We start from the raw sequence: 16208 nt of genomic DNA, 5'->3' as shown, positions 1-16208 counted from the left end.
TTGATTGGTCGCCTCTGTACGGAAACGTGCCCGGAAAAGTGCGGGAAGCGGGCCAGAAGGAAAATCGTCACCCCATGAGCACGGAACCTCCGGCAGGCCCCCCTGCCGAGCCCCTGCCGAGCCGTTGCGGAACCCTGCTGCGAGCCCCTTTCGAACCCCGGTCCGAGGCCGTCGGCAACCAACGGCCCTGGTAGCGCGTCTTCCCTGCGAACAAAGGTCCGCACGGGCGGCGGCCACTGGCAAGATCGTCGTCCGGTGCCCCGTCCGGCGGCACTACAGTGGGTCGGAACGCCCAGCGCGGCGAGGGCCGACCGGGATCCCCGGGTCACCGGGAGCCCAAGGACCACAGATCCAGACCGATCCAGCAGGGAGCGCATGACGTGCGGCCGGTAGGCAGCAAGTACCTGCTCGAGGAGCCGCTCGGGCGCGGCGCCACGGGCACCGTCTGGCGAGCCCGCCAGCGGGAGACCGCGGGTGCCGAGGCGGCCGTGCCCGGCCAGCCCGGCGAGACCGTCGCGATCAAGGTCCTCAAGGAGGAGCTCGCGAACGACGCGGACGTCGTGATGCGCTTCCTCAGGGAGCGCTCCGTCCTGCTCCGCCTGACGCACCCGAACATCGTCCGCACCCGCGACCTCGTCGTCGAGGGCGATCTGCTCGCCCTGGTCATGGACCTGATCGAGGGTCCGGACCTGCACAAGTACCTGCGCGAGAACGGCCCGTTCACCCCGGCCGCCGCCGCCCTGCTCACCGCGCAGATCGCCGACGCGCTGGCCGCGAGCCACGCCGACGGCGTGGTCCACCGCGACCTCAAGCCCGCGAACGTCCTGGTCAAGCAGGACGCCAACGGCATGCACCCGATGCTCACGGACTTCGGCATCGCCCGCCTCGCCGACTCCCCGGGCCTCACCCGCACCCAGGAGTTCGTCGGCACGCCCGCGTACGTCGCGCCCGAGTCCGCCGAGGGCCGCCCGCAGACCAGCGCGGTCGACATCTACGGGGCCGGCATCCTGCTGTACGAGCTGGTCACCGGCCGCCCGCCGTTCGCCGGCGGCTCCGCTCTCGAAGTCCTGCACCAGCACCTGAGCGCCGAGCCGCGCCGCCCCTCCACCGTCCCCGACCCCCTGTGGACGGTCATCGAGCGCTGCCTGAGCAAGGACCCGGACCGCCGCCCCAGCGCCGAGAACCTGGCGCGCGCCCTGCGCACCGTCGCCGACGGCATCGGCGTGCACGCCTCCGCCGCGCAGATCGCCGCCGCCGAGGGCGTCGCCGCGCTGCTCGCGCCCGACCCGGCGCCCGCGCCGGTGCCGGACAGCCCCGGCGCGGCCGACCCCACCCAGGTCCTGCCGCACACCGGCGCCCCGGGCGGCTTCGACCCGGCCGCGGCCACCAGCGTCATGCCGCACACCGGCGGGCCCCAGGGCGCCGACCCCACGGCCGTCATGCCCCCCGTGGGTCCCGGCCAGGGCCCGGACGACCCGCACCCCTGGCAGAGCCAGATGCGCGCCGCCCGCGACCGCAACGACCAGACGCAGGTGCAGCACCTGGACCCCAGCCAGGACCCGCTGCGCCGCCGTCCGCAGCGCCAGGTCGCCCGCCCTCAGCAGCAGCGACCGCCGCAGCCGCAGCCGTACGCCCCGCAGCACCAGCCGCAGCCGTACCCGCCGCAGCAGCAGTACGCGCCGCAGCACCAGCCCCAGCCCTACGCGCCGCAGCAGCCGCAGCCGTACGCGCCCCCCGCGCCCCAGCAGCCGCAGCCGCCCCAGCCCGAGCCGCCCCGGCAGCGCCGCCAGCGCGGCGCGAACCCGACGAAGATCCCGGGCCTCGGCTGCCTCAAGGGCTGCCTGGTCGTCCTCGTCATCCTGTTCGTCGCGAGCTGGCTGGTCTGGGAGCTGAGCCCGATCCAGGACTGGATCGGGACCACCAAGGGGTACTGGGACCAGCTCCAGGACGTCTGGAACAAGGTCTCGGAGTGGAGCTCGAAGATCAACGGATGAGGGTGGTCCTGGACCCCGGTACGGGCCGCGGTCCGGACCCCGGTGCGGCAACATCCTCACGACCTAGGGGATTTGTCGACATCTGAGGGGTGATTTCCGCTCCCGGAGTGAAGGTTGGCGTCACGGACGCGTACTTTTGACGCCAACACACATCCGTAGGAGCAGTCTTGGCACGCAAGATCGGCAGCCGGTACACCGCCCATCAGATCCTGGGCCGTGGCAGCGCCGGCACGGTGTGGCTCGGCGAGGGGCCCGAGGGGCCCGTCGCCATCAAGCTGTTGCGCGAGGACCTGGCCTCCGACCAGGAGCTCGTCGGGCGCTTCGTCCAGGAGCGCACGGCCCTGCTGAGCCTCGACCACGCGCGCGTGGTGGGCGTCCACGACCTGGTGGTCGACGGCAACGACCTCGCGCTCGTCATGGACCTCGTCCGCGGCACGGACCTGCGCACCCGACTGGAGCGCGAGCGCCGCCTCGCCCCCGAGGCCGCCGTCGCCATCGTCGCGGACGTCGCCGACGCCCTGGCCGCCGCGCACGCCGCCGGCATCGTGCACCGCGACGTCAAGCCCGAGAACGTACTCCTGGACATGCAGGGCCCCCTCGGCCCCGGCGGTGCCCACCCGGCCCTCCTGACGGACTTCGGCGTCGCCAAACTCATCGACACCCCGCGCCGGACCCGCGCCACGAAGATCATCGGTACGCCGGACTATCTGGCGCCCGAGATCATCGAGGGCCTGCCCCCGCGCGCGGCCGTCGACATCTACGCCCTCGCGACCGTCCTCTACGAGCTGCTCGCGGGCTTCACGCCCTTCGGCGGCGGCCACCCCGGCGCGGTCCTGCGCCGCCACGTCACCGAGACCGTCGTCCCCCTGCCCGGCATCCCCGAAGAGCTCTGGCAGCTCATGGTCCAGTGCCTGGCCAAGGCACCCGCGTCCCGGCTGCGCGCCTCCGAGCTGGCGGCCCGGCTGCGCGAGCAGCTGCCGCTGCTCGCGGGCATCCCGCCCCTGGAGGTCGACGAGCCGGACGCGGAGGCGCAGGAGGCGGACGCGCGCGAGGAGCCCCCGCAGGAGCCCCGGCCGCGCGCCCCGCGGCGCGGCGCGGTCCCCCTGGTCCCCGGCGCCACCTCCGCCGACGCCAACCGCGACACCCACACCTCCATGCGCGTCCCCGGCCCCGAGGAGCTGGCGGGCGGCGCCCTGGGCACCGCCCGGGTCCCCCGCGCCACCGGCACTGCCCGGCCCGGCTCGGCCCGCCACCGCTCCACGACGCGGCGGCGCCGGATCGCCCTGGGGGCGGCGGGGGCGGCGCTGGCCGCCGCGATAGGCGCAGGCGCCTGGTACGCCACCACGGACGACCCCCCACCCCCACCACCCCCCAAACAACAGCCCCCCCGGCCCCCTAGCCCCGGCCCTGGCTTTACGTCGGCCCGGCTCGGCCCTGGCCTGGCCCCAGCCGGGTGCCCCCGGGGCCACGGCACCGAGGCGGCACCCCAGCCGCACCGCAGAGCCCCACCAGCCGAGCACGCTCCGCAGGAACCCCGCCCCACCCCCGGCCCGGACCCACCCACCCGCCCCAACCATGTACTCGCGGAGCCCTCCCCGGCCCCGGAACCGCGCACCGGCCCCAGCCTCCAGGCACCGCAGAGCCCCGCCCCCCCACGCCGCAGTCCCACCCACCCGCCCTCACTGGCCCCAGGCAGCGAACCACCACAGCGGCAGCGTTGCTCCCGGCCTGTAGCGGGCCTCGCACCGGGCGCAGCCGAGCACGCTCCGCGTGACCCTCGTCCCACCCCCGGCCCAGTCCCACCCACCCGCCCCCACCGAACCGGAAAGCCCCAGGCCGCAGCGCCCCGCGCCGGACCCGCGCCCGCGAAGCCGGGGAGTTTCGGGTGGGCGGGTGGGAGAAACCCGCCGCGGCAGCGGCGGGACGGCGAAAGGATCAGCCGCAGCGCTCCGCGTCGGGGCCGGGCCCGCGAAGCCGGGCCGTGACGGGTGGGAGGGCGGGGAGCATCCCCATGGGGCCCGGCGCAGGGGCTCCCCGGCCCCATGGGGGGAGGGACGACAGCCGCAGCCGTTACGCTGGTGTCGTGGCAGTCGTCGACGTATCCGAAGAGCTCAAGTCCCTCTCCTCGACCATGGAGTCGATCGAGGCCGTCCTGGACCTCGACAAGCTGAGGGCAGACATCGCCGTGCTCGAGGAGCAGGCGGCCGCGCCGTCCCTCTGGGACGACCCGGACGAAGCGCAGAAGATCACCAGCAAGCTGAGCCACCTCCAGGCGGAGGTGCGCAAGGCGGAGACCCTGCGCGGGCGCATCGACGACCTGGGCGTGCTCTTCGAGATGGCCGAGGAGGAGGACGACCCGGACACCCGCGCGGAGGCCGAGTCGGAGCTCACGGCGGTCAAGAAGGCGCTGGACGAGATGGAGGTCCGCACCCTCCTCTCCGGTGAGTACGACTCGCGCGAGGCCGTCGTGACCATCCGCGCGGAGGCCGGCGGCGTCGACGCCTCCGACTTCGCCGAGAAGCTCCAGCGCATGTACCTGCGCTGGGCGGAGCGCCACGGCTACAAGACGGAGCTGTACGAGACGTCGTACGCGGAAGAGGCCGGCATCAAGTCGACCACCTTCGCGGTCCAGGCGCCGTACGCGTACGGCACGCTCTCCGTGGAGCAGGGCACGCACCGCCTGGTGCGCATCTCGCCGTTCGACAACCAGGGCCGCCGTCAGACGTCCTTCGCGGGCGTCGAGATCCTGCCCGTGGTCGAGCAGACCGACCACATCGAGATCGACGAGAGCGAGCTGCGCGTCGACGTGTACCGCTCCTCGGGCCCCGGCGGCCAGGGCGTCAACACGACGGACTCCGCGGTCCGCCTGACCCACCTCCCCACCGGCATCGTCGTCTCCTGTCAGAACGAGCGCTCGCAGATCCAGAACAAGGCGACCGCGATGAACGTCCTCCAGGCGAAGCTGCTCGAGCGCCGCCGCCAGGAGGAGCAGGAGAAGATGAACGCCCTCAAGGGCGATGGCGGAAACTCCTGGGGCAACCAGATGCGTTCGTACGTCCTGCACCCGTACCAGATGGTGAAGGACCTGCGTACGGAGCACGAAGTCGGTAACCCGGAAGCGGTGTTCAACGGCGAGATCGACGGCTTCCTTGAGGCCGGAATTCGCTGGCGCAAGCAGCAGGAGAAGTAACAGCGGGAGAATGCTTCGGCGCTTTGTCGACAAGGCGGATTCCGCCGGGTCGCCGGGCACCGCGCGAATTCCACGGCAGCCACGGCCCCGAGGGCCGTGGCTGCCGTGTTTCCGGGCGCTCTTCGGGTGCCCCCAGGGCCAGTTGTGGGCTTCTCGCGCTCGTTTCGTCACAGTCGCATGTCCGCTCGACGGTCAACTGAGCGCATAACGGGCATCGCGCGCGCAACGTCCTTGACGGTGCTCAGAAAAGTGGAAAGGCTAGCGGGCGGCATGCGCATCTCTGGGGCGCGTGTGATCCGGAGGGCCGATCGAGAGCCGCTCCGTGACCGGGGCCCCGGGCGCTGCCTCACTGACGTATCAGCTACTGGGGGTAGCAGCCTGATGACCAAGAAGACGCGGATCCGCATCGCGCGGATAGCCGCCGGCGCGGTGATCGCCGCCGGTGCGTCGCTCACCGCCGCGGGCGCCGCCTCGGCCCTGGACGTGGGCGTCGACCTGGGCGGCGCGGGCGCGAGCGCCTCCGCCGACGAGAACGGCATCGGTGTCGACGTGGACCTCCCGGGTGACGACGAGGACCCGCCGGAGCCCAGCAACCCGCCGGAGCCGACCGACGAGCCGACCGAGCCCACGGAGCCGCCGGAGCCGAGCGATCGGCCGACGCAGCCGACGCGCCCGCCGGAGCCGTCCGACCAGCCGACGCAGCCGACGGAACCGCCGCGGCCGACCGAACCGCCCAAGCCCACCAGCGACCCGAGCAAGCCGGGCGAGGGCGGCACGGGCGGCGGCGGCAACGGCGGCGGCAACGGCGCCGACCCCGCGGGCGGCGGCGAGCGGCCCGTCGAGCAGGGCCAGGGCAAGGACAGCCTGACCGACACGGGCACCTCCCCGCAGCAGGTCGACCAGGTGGCCGACAAGGGGCAGGGCAAGAACGACGGTGAGCTGGCCGACACCGGTGCGACCGAGGTGACCTTCCTGGTCATCGGCGCCGCGACGATGATCGCGGGCGGCATCGGCTTCCGCCTCCTGCCGCGCCTGGCCGGCAACCGCGGGGCAGCCGCGTAACCCTCCCGGGTGGACAAGCGGAAAAAGGCCCGGAGCCATATGGCTCCGGGCCTTCTCCGTATGCGGCGCCAAAAGGCGCGAACGGCCACCGGTGACCATCGGCGCTCACATTCGGTCACGGTCGGTCGCGACCGGTGGTCATCGGTGGTGATCGGCCGCGACCGGGGCGGCTCGGCCCCGTATCCGGTCCTTACGCGCTCCGGTGCCTACGCGCTCTGGTGCGCGAGCAGCGCCATCGCGGCGATCAGGACGACGAGCAGCCCTATCAGGGTCGCGGGGCTGAGGCCGCCGAAGGGGCCTTCCTGCTGCTGCATGCGCTCCCGGTTGGCCCGGCACACGGGGCAGCGGCCCTCGCTCACAGGCGCCGCGCAGTTCGCGCACACCAACCTGTCAAAGGTCATGCGCTTCTCCTCCCGCACAGTCTCAGCCTGCCCAACGCTCTGGGAACCTCAACCGTTCCCCCTACCACTGTGCCAGCTTCCACGGATTTCGGCGCGGCCCACCGTCCACCGCCGGTTTCCGGCCGATCCGCCCCCTCCTCCGTCCGCGACAAATCGCGCAACTCAGGACGCCGACTGCGCTCGCGTACCGCATTCGCGTATGGTCACGCTCACCTACCCCCGGCTACCCGTGGTGCATCCGTGATCCGATTCGACAACGTCTCCAAGGCCTATCCGAAGCAGAACCGTCCGGCGCTCCGCGATGTGTCGCTGGAGATCGAAAAGGGCGAGTTCGTCTTCCTGGTGGGGTCATCCGGCTCCGGAAAGTCCACCTTCCTGCGGCTGATCCTCCGCGAGGAGCGCACCAGCCACGGCCAGGTGCACGTCCTGGGCAAGGACCTGGCCCGGCTCTCCAACTGGAAGGTGCCGCACATGCGCCGCCAGCTGGGCACCGTCTTCCAGGACTTCCGGCTCCTGCCGAACAAGACCGTCGCCGAGAACGTGGCCTTCGCCCAGGAGGTCATCGGCAAGTCGCGCGGCGAGATCCGCAAGTCCGTGCCCCAGGTGCTCGACCTCGTCGGGCTCGGCGGCAAGGAGGACCGGATGCCCGGCGAGCTCTCCGGTGGTGAGCAGCAGCGCGTGGCGATCGCCCGCGCCTTCGTCAACCGGCCGAAGCTCCTGATCGCCGACGAGCCGACGGGCAACCTCGACCCGCAGACCTCCGTCGGCATCATGAAGCTGCTCGACCGCATCAACCGGACCGGCACCACCGTCGTGATGGCCACCCACGACCAGCAGATCGTGGACCAGATGCGCAAGCGGGTCATCGAGCTGGAGAAGGGCCGTCTCGTCCGCGACCAGTCCCGCGGCGTCTACGGCTACCAGCACTGATACGACGACTGCCCCCGTCGGCGGCCGGCCCCTGGTGTCCCTCGGCCGGCCCCGACGACCCGCCTGCCGGAACCATCTGTTCCACCTGATCCACCGAAAGGCCGCCATGCGCGCCCAGTTCGTCCTGTCGGAGATCGGCGTCGGTCTCCGCCGCAACCTCACGATGACCTTCGCCGTCGTCGTGTCGGTCGCCCTCTCGCTCGCCCTGTTCGGCGGCTCGCTGCTCATGCGCGACCAGGTGAGCACGATGAAGGGCTACTGGTACGACAAGGTCAACGTCTCGATCTTCCTCTGCAACAAGGCGGACGCCGAGCAGGACCCCAAGTGCGCCAAGGGTGCCGTCACCAACGAGCAGAAGGACCGGATCCTCACCGACCTCAAGAAGATGTCGGTCGTGGACACCGTCGAGCACGAGACGGCGGACGAGGCGTACAAGCACTACAAGGAGCAGTTCGGCGACTCCCCGCTGTCCAGCTCCCTGACCCCGGACCAGATGCAGGAGTCGTACCGCATCAAGCTGAAGGACCCGGAGAAGTACCAGGTGGTGGCGACCGCCTTCTCCGGGCGTGACGGCGTGCAGTCGGTGGAGGACCAGAAGGGCGTCCTGGACAACCTCTTCGAGCTGCTCAACGGCATGAACAAGGCGGCGCTCGCGGTGATGGCCCTGATGCTGGTCGTCGCCCTGATGCTGATCGTCAACACGGTGCGGGTCTCGGCGTTCAGCCGTCGCCGTGAAACCGGGATCATGCGTCTGGTGGGCGCGTCCAGCCTCTACATCCAGATGCCGTTCATCCTGGAGGCCGCCGTCTCCGGGCTCATCGGCGGCGGGCTCGCCTGTGGGTTCCTGCTGCTCGGCCGGTACTTCATCATTGACCACGGCCTGGAGCTTTCCGAGAAGCTGACGCTGATCAACTTCATCGGCTGGGACTCCGTCTTCGCGGTCCTGCCGCTGGTCCTCGTCATCGGACTGCTCATGCCTGCCCTTGCCGCTTTCCTCGCGCTGCGCAAGTACCTGAAGGTGTGAGGTGACGGGCGGCGCGGGGTGCCGCTGATGTGAGGAGTGCCTCGGGCGCCGTGCGGTCAACCGACCGTACGGCGCCCCTCGTTGTCCTAGACTCACCGACATGTCAGGCCCCGATTGGCTCGCCTCGCCCCGCCGCATCCGCCACGGGGCGGCCCTGACATTGGTGTTCGCGAGCGTCCTGGCAGCCGGCGCGGCCACCGGCTCCTGGAGCGAGGACCCCCCGGAAGGCCGGAACCCTGCGGCCCCCTCCACCCGTTCCGTCGCCTCGTCCCGCGAGCCCGACCCCGACCGGGATCGGGACCGGGACCCCGCCGAGGACGCGGCGGACGCCGCCGCCGAGGCCATGGCCGACGGCAAGTCCGGCACCGAGGCCGCCGAGGACGCCGTCAGCCGCAGCGGCGACCGCTGGGCGTCGGTGTACTCCCAGGGCGAGTACAAGGAGTTCGAGCAGGCCCTGGACGGCGCCTACACCGGCGTCGGCCTGTGGGCCCGGCGCGCCGCCGACGGCCGCATCGAGGTGTCGAAGGTGCGCGCCGAGGGACCCGCCGCCCGCGCGGGCATCCGCCAGGGCGACCGCCTCACCACCGTCGACGGCCGCAAGGTCAAGGGCCGCCCGGTGACGGAGGTCGTCTCCCTGCTGCGTGGCGCCCGCGAGGGCACCCCGGTGGCCCTCGGCCTGGAGCGCGGCACGCGCGCGTGGCGGACGACGCTGCGCCGGGAGCGCCTGTCGACGGACTCGGTGAGCGTGACCCGGCTCCGCGACGGCGCCGTGAAGATCAAGGTGGACGCCTTCACCAAGGGCTCGGGCGCGGCCGTGCGCGACGCGGTGCGGCGGGCCCCCCGGGGCGCCGGTGTCCTGCTCGACCTGCGGGGCAACGCGGGCGGTCTGGTCACCGAGGCCGTCACCGCCGCCTCCGCGCTCCTGGACGGCGGCCTGGTGGCGACGTACGACGTCCGCGGGCGGCAGCGCGCGCTGCACGCGCGCCCCGGCGGCGACGCCGCGAGACCCGTGGTCGCGCTCGTCGACGGCGGCACGATGAGCGCGGCCGAGCTGCTCACCGGGGCCCTCCAGGACCGCGGGCGCGCGGTCGTCGTGGGCTCCAGGACGTTCGGCAAGGGCTCGGTGCAGATGCCGAGCCGCCTGCCCGACGGCTCCGTCGCCGAGCTGACCGTCGGGCACTACCGCACCCCTTCGGGGCGGGGGGTCGACGGCCGGGGCATCACCCCGGACCTCGAGGTCGACGGCGGGGCCCAGGAGCGGGCCGAGACAGTATTGACTGGCCTCGGACCCCCCTCGTAGTGCGAAAATGGCCGCACTATGGCGAAGGAAAAGGTAAAGCGCAAGGCCGCGAAGGCCAACGAGAAGGCCGCCAAGCCCAAGATGATCGCGCAGAACAAGAAGGCGCGGCACGACTACCACATCCTGGACACGTACGAGTGCGGCGTGGTCCTGATGGGCACCGAGGTCAAGTCCCTCAGGCTCGGCCGGGCCTCCCTGGTGGACGGCTTCGTGCAGATCGACGGCCACGAGGCCTGGCTGCACAACATCCACATCCCGGAGTACGTCCAGGGCACGTGGACCAACCACTCCGCCAAGCGCAAGCGCAAGCTGCTGCTGCACCGCGCGGAGATCGACAAGCTGGAGGCGAAGTCCCAGGAGACGGGGCACACGCTCGTACCGCTCGCCCTGTACTTCAAGGACAGCCGCGTCAAGGTCGAGATCGCGCTGGCCAAGGGCAAGAAGGAGTACGACAAGCGGCAGACGCTGCGCGAGAAGCAGGACCTGCGCGAGACGAACCGCGCGATCTCCGCCGTCCGGCGGCGCCAGGGCATCGCCTAGGCCCCCCGCACCGGCCCGGGTCCCCCGTGGCGGGGAAATGCGCTGGCACGCGACGGCGTCGGTCACGTACGATGGACATGCTCCGCTGGTGACGGGGCGGCCCCTCCTCGGAGGGTTTGAAAAATCAACATGGGGATGATCGGTTTCGACAGCGGATGTCGAAGCAGGGGAAGCGTGTCGAGGAAGCGGCAATGATCTCGTTAACCATATGTCGCAACCAATAATCGCCAACACCAAGCGCGATTCCTTCGCCCTCGCTGCCTAAGTAGCGACTTTGCGAAGTGTCAGCCCGGGGCTGTTCCCGACCCGGATCCTGGCATCAGCTAGGGGACTAAACTTCTAGACCCGGTCACGGGGCCTAGGAGGAAATCAAACAGTGACTGAGCCCGTCGGAGACTTGTCCACGTGATCTCCGGGGCTGAGAAAATCGCAGTGGACTGCACACGGAGAAGCCCTGATTCTGCACCGTTGGACGCGGGTTCGATTCCCGCCATCTCCACAATTCCCATGTGAGACGAAGGCCCGGTGGTCACCCGACCGCCGGGCCTTCGTCGTGTGCTCTTTTGCTTCCGGCCGTCATCCGGGATCCTCCAGGGTCATGAGTAGACCCGTGAGTCGCGTCAACACCCGTATGCGCCACTGGATCTGGCCCGCCGTCCTCGGCGTCGCCGCCTCGCTGTCCCTCAGCGCCCCGGCCGGGGCCGATGCCGAGCGCAGCGGGCTCCCCGAAGCCATCGACACCATCCTCGGCGACCCCCGTATGGAGGGCGGCGTCGCCAGCGTCGTGGTCGCCGACGCCAAGAGCGGCGACGTCCTCTACCAGCACCGGCCGACCGGGCGGCTCATGCCCGCGTCCAACACCAAGATGCTCACCTCGGCCGCCGCCCTGGAGGTCCTCGGCCCCGACCACCGGTTCACCACGGACGTCCTCGCCGACGGCGAGCGGCACGGGCCCGTGCTCAAGGGGGACCTCTACCTGCGCGGCACCGGCGACCCGACGACCCTCGCCAAGGACTACGACGCGCTGGCGGCGAAGGTCGCCGCGGCCGGTGTCCGGCGCGTCTCGGGGCGGCTCGTCGCCGACGACACCCGGTTCGACGACCGGCGCGTCGGCGACACCTGGGGCGCCGACGACGAGTCGTCGTACTACGCGGCCCAGATCTCGGCCCTCAGCCTCGCGCCCGACACGGACTACGACACCGGGACCGTCGTCGTCGAGGTGACGCCCGGCGCGGGGCCCGGGGACGCGCCGCGCGTGTCCCTCACCCCGAAGACCGACTACGTGGACATCGACCTGCGCGCCACCACGGGCGCCGCGGGCAGCGCCAACAGCCTCGCCGTCGAGCGGCGGCACGGCGAGAACACCATCACCGTCACCGGCTCCATTCCCCTCGGCGGGGCCGCCACCAAGGAGTGGGTGACCGTCTGGGAGCCGACCCGGTACGCCGCCGCCGTCTTCCGGGACGCGCTCGCCGCCCACGGGGTGAAGGTCAGCGGACCGACCAGGGCGGGGCGCGCGACACCGAAGGACGCGCGCGCACTGGCCTCGCACGCCTCCATGCCGCTCAAGGACCTGCTCATCCCGTTCATGAAGCTGTCCAACAACATGCACGCCGAGCACCTGACCAAGGCCATGGGGCACAAGGCGACCGGGCGGCCCGGCAGTTGGGGCGACGGGATCGCGGCGATCGGCGGCTATCTGAAGACGGCGGGCGTCGACCCGGGCAAGCTGCGCCAGGTCGACGGCTCCGGCCTCTCGCGCAAGGACAACATCCCGGCCCACCAGCTCATCACGCTGCTGCGCTCGGCCAAGGGCGAGCCCTGGTTCGCCGACTGGTACCGGTCCCTGCCGGTGGCGTGCGAGCCGGACAAGTTCGTCGGCGGCACGCTGCGCACCCGTATGTGCGGGACGCCCGCCGCCCGCAACGCGCGCGCGAAGACGGGGACGCTGACCGGCGCGTCCGGCCTCTCCGGGTACGTGACCGACGCGGGCGGGCGCGAACTGGTCTTCAGCATCGTCCTCAACAACCACCTGGCTTCCTCCGTGAAGCCCGTGGAGGACGCGATCGTCGTCACGCTCGCCAAGTCCACCGCGGACAAGGCGGTCCTGGTGGAGCCGCGCGCGCGGCGGGCCGGAGCCGGGGAGCCGGGCGGCGGGGACCTGGAGTGCTCGTGGGTCAAGCCCGCCCGGTGCTGACGGCCTCCTTGGCGGGGTCCCCGCCGAGGAGCGTGAGCAGGAGCGCGCAGCCCGCGGCGGCCACCGGCACGGCGTAGCCCGTGGTGGCGCCCAGGTGCTCCACGGTCCAGCCGCTCGCCGCCGCGCCGCAGGCGATGCCCCCGAGGAGGCCGGTCACGGCGAGGGTCATGCCCTCGTTGGTCCGCCCCTCGGGGGTGAGCTTCTGGACCAGCGTCATCGCGGTCACCATCGTGGGCGCGGTCGCCATCCCCGCGCACAGCAGCGCGCCCGCGAGCACGACGAGCGAGCCGGTGGCGGCGGCCGCGAGCAGTGGCAGGCACATCAGGGCCGCCATCGCCGCCGCGCACAGCAGCCTGCGGCGGTGCAGCGGGCCGCGCGGCCGGACGGCGCCGAAGACGAGCCCCGCGGCGCACGAGCCCGCCGCCTGGAGCGCCAGGACGAGGCCCGCGGCCGTCTTGTGGCCCCGCTCGTCGGCGTAGGCGAGGGTGACGACCTCCATGGCGCCGAAGACCGCGCCGGTGGCCAGGAAGACGACGAGCAGCGCGGGCATGCCCCGTGCGCGGAGGGGTGATCCCGTCTTCGACGCGGGGTCCGTACGACCGTGGGGCGGCGGTTCCGTCGTGCGCTGGGCGGCGAAGAGCAGCACGCCCGTCAGGAGCAGCGCGGCGGCCACGAGGGTGCCCGCCTCCGGGAAGAGCGCCCCGCACAGGAAGGCGGCGAGCACCGGGCCGAGCATGAAGCACAGCTCGTCCGCGGCCTGCTCGAAGGAGTTGGCGGTGTGCAGGGCGCGCGCGTCGCCCTTCAGGAGGTGGGCCCAGCGGGCGCGTGACATGCCGCCGGTGTTCGGGACCGTGGCCGTGGCGGCGTACGAGGCGAACAGGGTCCAGTCGGGGGCCCCGTACCGTACGCACAGCAGCAGCGAGAGCGAGCCGAGCACGGCGAACGCGGTGGCGGGCACGGCCACGCGGGCCTGCCCGTGGCGGTCGACGAGCCGCGCCGTCCAGGGCGCCACGAGGGCGGTCGCCGCGAGCCCGGTGGCGGTGACGGCGCCCGCGAGCGCGTACGAGCCGCGGGATCCGGCGATCATCGTCACCGCGCTCACGCTGAACATGCCCATGGGCAGCCGCGCGATGAGGTTGCCGACGGTGAAGGCGAGGGCTCCGGGGACGGTGAAGAGGCGGGCGTAGGGGTTGCGGCGGGCGCCCCGGTCCCGGAGAGCGGTGTGGGATGCCGCCGGGGCGGTGGGGTCGGTGGGGTCGGCGGGGCCGGCGGAAGGGGATATGTCGGGGGCGTCGGAAGGGGCCTGCGGCGAAGGGGCTTGCGGCATGGCTCAAGGCTCATCGCTGCCCCTAGGAGTGGTCCAACACCTTCTTGAGGGCGATTAACGCGTCTGTGTTGTAAATTCCCCGGATGGTCACCTCACCGCCCGGGGCGCCCCGCGACGTGGAGCCCCGGCTGCTCCGCGCCTTTGTCGCCGTCTCCGAGGAACTGCACTTCACGCGCGCCGCCGCCCGCCTCTACGTCGCCCAGCAGGCGCTGAGCCGCGATGTGCGGCGCCTGGAGCGGGAGTTGGGGACGGATCTGTTCGTACGGTCCACGCGGCAGGTCGTGCTGACGGCCGACGGCGAGCGACTGCTCCCGTACGCCCGACGGGTCCTGGCGGCGCAGGACGAGCTGACGGCCGCCTTCGCGCGCGGGAGCGCCGCTGCCGCCCGCCCCCTCCTCGTCGACCTCAACAGCCCCGGCCTCGTCTTCGGGCGGGTCCTGGAGCGGGCCCGCCAACTGGTCCCGCACTGCGAGCTGATGGCCCGCTTCGAGAGCGGTCTGACGGGCGCGGCGGCGGAGATCGCGGCGGGCAGGCTCGACGCGTCGTTCGGCCGGTACGCGGGGCTGCCCGCCGCCCTGCGCGCCCCGCTCGCGCAGCAGCCGGTGCGGTACGAGCCGATGGCGGTGCTGCTCCCGGCCGGGCATCCACTGGAGGCCCTGGACGAGGTGCCGCTGGCCCGGCTCGCGGGCGAGCGCGTGTACGCGGGCGCGGGCAACGACCGCACCCTGGAGTGGACGGACCTGGCCGAACGCCTCTTCGCGGGCCGGGGCATCGAGGTCGCGCCGCCCGCCCCGCTGGCCGTCGGGCCCGAGGAATTCGCGCGGATCATGGCAAAGCACCGCAACCCGGTCCTCGCCGTGGTCGGTTTCCCCGGGATGCCCGGCGCCGTGCTGCGGCCGCTCGTCGACCCGGTGCCGCTGTCGCCGGTGTCCCTGGTGTGGCGGCGCGGCCTGGACCACCCCGGTCTCGACGCGCTGCGGCGCGCGGCGGCCGAACTCGCTGCGGCGGAAGGATGGCTGGTCAGGCCCGCGAATGCATGGATTCCGGACAACGATGCACTCATCATGGTGAGTTAAGTCTGGCGAGAAAACACTGTTGTCCCCGGCGTGCGCTACATTCGTCGCCCGGGTGCGGTGTGATAGTGGGGGCGCTCGGGCCGGGTGGGGGCCCGGTCCGGACGGCGAGGGCCCGGCGAGTCGTACGCGCACCCGCTCCGTTCCAGTGGGGGGTTGCGCGTGCGCGGCGAGAATTGGCGTGAGAACACGCTGTCGGACGACCCGGCGAGCGTGCTGACAGGCGGTCTACCAGGCGATTCGTCGGGTGACCCGCGCGGTGGTCCGACGGTGGGTCCGCCGGTCCCGACGGCGGGCCCCGCGGGTCGCACCTTCGCCTCGGCGGGGTACGTCCACGACCCGCACGAGGTCACGGTCCAGATCGACGGTGTCGGGCGGCACTTGGCGGGAGAGTCTCCCGCCGGGGTCGGCGGCACGCGAGTCATGGGAACAGTTTCAGACAGCACCGATCTGGCCGAAGGCCCGGTGTTCGTCGACGAGACGGGCCGCCGCGGCCGCAGATACCGCCGCATCGGCACCTTCGTCGGCCTCGCCTGCGCGGGGTACGCGGTGGTCATCGTCGCCACCCTCGCCTCCGGCAACTCCAGCGCGCCCTGGCTGCCGGTGCCCGACCCCAAGGACGAGCAGCCCGCGAGCAAGGTGGACACGCCGAACGTACCGGCGGAGTCGACGGGTTCGCCCGATTCCGCGCCCTCGTCCGGTACGACACCCTCGCCCGGCCCTTCGCGGACGACGAGCGGGACGGCCCCTGACCGGGTCGTCGTGCCCTCCGGCGGTCCGGGCGCGGCCGTGCCCTCCAGGGCCCGTGACGGCCGCGGTCCCGACGCACCGGCGGCACCGGCACCGGCCCCGACGCGCGGCGGCGACCGGCGGGCTCCGGCTCCCCGCCCGACGGACGGCGGCGGCGCTCCCGCCCCGGCGCCCACGAACGACCCCGAACCCCCGGCCGCCGAGCCCTCGCGGGACCCCGAGCCCCCCGCCGCCCCGCCCACCCCCTCGCCCGAGGGCGAGAACCAGGGCGGAGGCGACGGCGCGGGTGACGGCGCGGGTGACGGCGCCGAGGCGGGCGGCGAGGCGGGCGGCGAGGCGGGCGGCGGGGCCGCCTCCGGATCGCCGCCCGCGAGCGACACGAGCGCCGCCCCACCGGAGGAAGCCCAGCCATGAACCCCC

At 72.6% G+C, this 16208-nt stretch carries 12 protein-coding genes, 1 other RNA gene and 1 pseudogene; 12 read left to right on the top strand and 2 right to left on the bottom strand.

Going from position 1 to position 16208, the window contains the following annotated elements; all coding sequences use genetic code 11:
* Positions 1-380 precede the first annotated feature (380 nt).
* From CP982_RS17600 to CP982_RS17585, 4 genes and pseudogenes are all read left to right on the top strand, one after another.
* Complete coding sequence (locus CP982_RS17600) at positions 381-1994, top strand: serine/threonine-protein kinase (RefSeq protein WP_150511413.1); 1614 nt, start codon at positions 381-383, stop codon at positions 1992-1994.
* Between the two features lie 167 nt (positions 1995-2161).
* Positions 2162-3397 (top strand): annotated as a pseudogene (locus CP982_RS17595) (serine/threonine-protein kinase); the annotation flags it as partial.
* A gap of 680 nt (positions 3398-4077) precedes the next feature.
* Positions 4078-5184, top strand: coding sequence for a peptide chain release factor 2 (gene prfB, locus CP982_RS17590; protein WP_150511412.1), 1107 nt, complete (start codon positions 4078-4080; stop codon positions 5182-5184).
* 381 nt (positions 5185-5565) lie between these two features.
* The gene (locus CP982_RS17585; protein WP_150511411.1) at positions 5566-6246 is read left to right on the top strand and encodes a hypothetical protein; all 681 of its coding nucleotides are present in this window, start codon (positions 5566-5568) and stop codon (positions 6244-6246) included.
* A gap of 206 nt (positions 6247-6452) precedes the next feature.
* Here CP982_RS17585 and CP982_RS17580 read toward each other — a convergent pair whose 3' ends face one another.
* Positions 6453-6647 carry a hypothetical protein gene (locus tag CP982_RS17580; protein WP_150511410.1) on the bottom strand — a complete coding sequence of 65 codons (195 nt, stop codon included), beginning with the start codon at positions 6645-6647 and terminating at the stop codon, positions 6453-6455.
* A gap of 240 nt (positions 6648-6887) precedes the next feature.
* Here CP982_RS17580 and ftsE point away from each other — a divergent pair, with 240 nt between their 5' ends.
* The 6 genes from ftsE (at position 6888) to dacB (ending at position 12638) form a co-directional block, all read left to right on the top strand.
* Complete coding sequence (ftsE, locus tag CP982_RS17575; protein ID WP_016644946.1) at positions 6888-7577, top strand: cell division ATP-binding protein FtsE; 690 nt, start codon at positions 6888-6890, stop codon at positions 7575-7577.
* A gap of 106 nt (positions 7578-7683) precedes the next feature.
* Positions 7684-8601: a permease-like cell division protein FtsX gene (gene ftsX, locus CP982_RS17570; protein WP_150511409.1), complete on the top strand. Its 918-nt coding sequence runs from the start codon at positions 7684-7686 to the stop codon at positions 8599-8601.
* A gap of 100 nt (positions 8602-8701) precedes the next feature.
* The gene (locus CP982_RS17565) at positions 8702-9901 is read left to right on the top strand and encodes a S41 family peptidase (protein WP_150511408.1); all 1200 of its coding nucleotides are present in this window, start codon (positions 8702-8704) and stop codon (positions 9899-9901) included.
* Positions 9902-9919: 18 nt separating this feature from the next.
* Complete coding sequence (gene smpB, locus CP982_RS17560; protein ID WP_150511407.1) at positions 9920-10441, top strand: SsrA-binding protein SmpB; 522 nt, start codon at positions 9920-9922, stop codon at positions 10439-10441.
* Between the two features lie 131 nt (positions 10442-10572).
* Positions 10573-10943, top strand: a transfer-messenger RNA (tmRNA) gene (gene ssrA / locus CP982_RS17555).
* 96 nt (positions 10944-11039) lie between these two features.
* Positions 11040-12638: a D-alanyl-D-alanine carboxypeptidase/D-alanyl-D-alanine endopeptidase gene (dacB, locus tag CP982_RS17550; protein WP_170316447.1), complete on the top strand. Its 1599-nt coding sequence runs from the start codon at positions 11040-11042 to the stop codon at positions 12636-12638.
* On the opposite strand, the gene CP982_RS17545 is transcribed toward dacB, so the two are convergent.
* Positions 12619-13965: an MFS transporter gene (locus tag CP982_RS17545; protein ID WP_150511406.1), complete on the bottom strand. Its 1347-nt coding sequence runs from the start codon at positions 13963-13965 to the stop codon at positions 12619-12621. The two genes, dacB and CP982_RS17545, sit on opposite strands and share 20 nt — an antisense overlap.
* Positions 13966-14048: 83 nt before the next feature.
* Here CP982_RS17545 and CP982_RS17540 point away from each other — a divergent pair, with 83 nt between their 5' ends.
* Complete coding sequence (locus CP982_RS17540; protein WP_150511405.1) at positions 14049-15041, top strand: LysR family transcriptional regulator; 993 nt, start codon at positions 14049-14051, stop codon at positions 15039-15041.
* A gap of 420 nt (positions 15042-15461) precedes the next feature.
* Entirely contained in the window at positions 15462-16202 is a 741-nt protein-coding gene (locus CP982_RS17535; RefSeq protein WP_150511404.1) for a hypothetical protein, read from the top strand.
* Positions 16203-16208 lie beyond the last annotated feature (6 nt).

Source organism: Streptomyces spectabilis (genome assembly GCF_008704795.1).
GTDB classification, from domain to species: domain Bacteria; phylum Actinomycetota; class Actinomycetes; order Streptomycetales; family Streptomycetaceae; genus Streptomyces; species Streptomyces spectabilis.
The sequence above is the reverse complement of the archived record's forward strand: the minus strand, read 5'-3'. Positions and strand labels throughout refer to the sequence as shown.

What these genes read in the sequence shown, in the direction of transcription:
- CP982_RS17585 (WP_150511411.1), top strand. Translation starts at nt 5,566, where the DNA reads ATGACCAAGAAGACGCGGATCCGCATCGCGCGGATAGCCGCCGGCGCG.
- CP982_RS17580 (WP_150511410.1), bottom strand. Translation starts at nt 6,647, where the DNA reads ATGACCTTTGACAGGTTGGTGTGCGCGAACTGCGCGGCGCCTGTGAGC.
- ftsX (WP_150511409.1), top strand. Translation starts at nt 7,684, where the DNA reads ATGCGCGCCCAGTTCGTCCTGTCGGAGATCGGCGTCGGTCTCCGCCGC.
- CP982_RS17565 (WP_150511408.1), top strand. Translation starts at nt 8,702, where the DNA reads ATGTCAGGCCCCGATTGGCTCGCCTCGCCCCGCCGCATCCGCCACGGG.
- smpB (WP_150511407.1), top strand. Translation starts at nt 9,920, where the DNA reads ATGGCGAAGGAAAAGGTAAAGCGCAAGGCCGCGAAGGCCAACGAGAAG.
- dacB (WP_170316447.1), top strand. Translation starts at nt 11,040, where the DNA reads ATGAGTAGACCCGTGAGTCGCGTCAACACCCGTATGCGCCACTGGATC.
- CP982_RS17545 (WP_150511406.1), bottom strand. Translation starts at nt 13,965, where the DNA reads ATGCCGCAAGCCCCTTCGCCGCAGGCCCCTTCCGACGCCCCCGACATA.
- CP982_RS17540 (WP_150511405.1), top strand. Translation starts at nt 14,049, where the DNA reads ATGGTCACCTCACCGCCCGGGGCGCCCCGCGACGTGGAGCCCCGGCTG.
- CP982_RS17535 (WP_150511404.1), top strand. Translation starts at nt 15,462, where the DNA reads ATGGGAACAGTTTCAGACAGCACCGATCTGGCCGAAGGCCCGGTGTTC.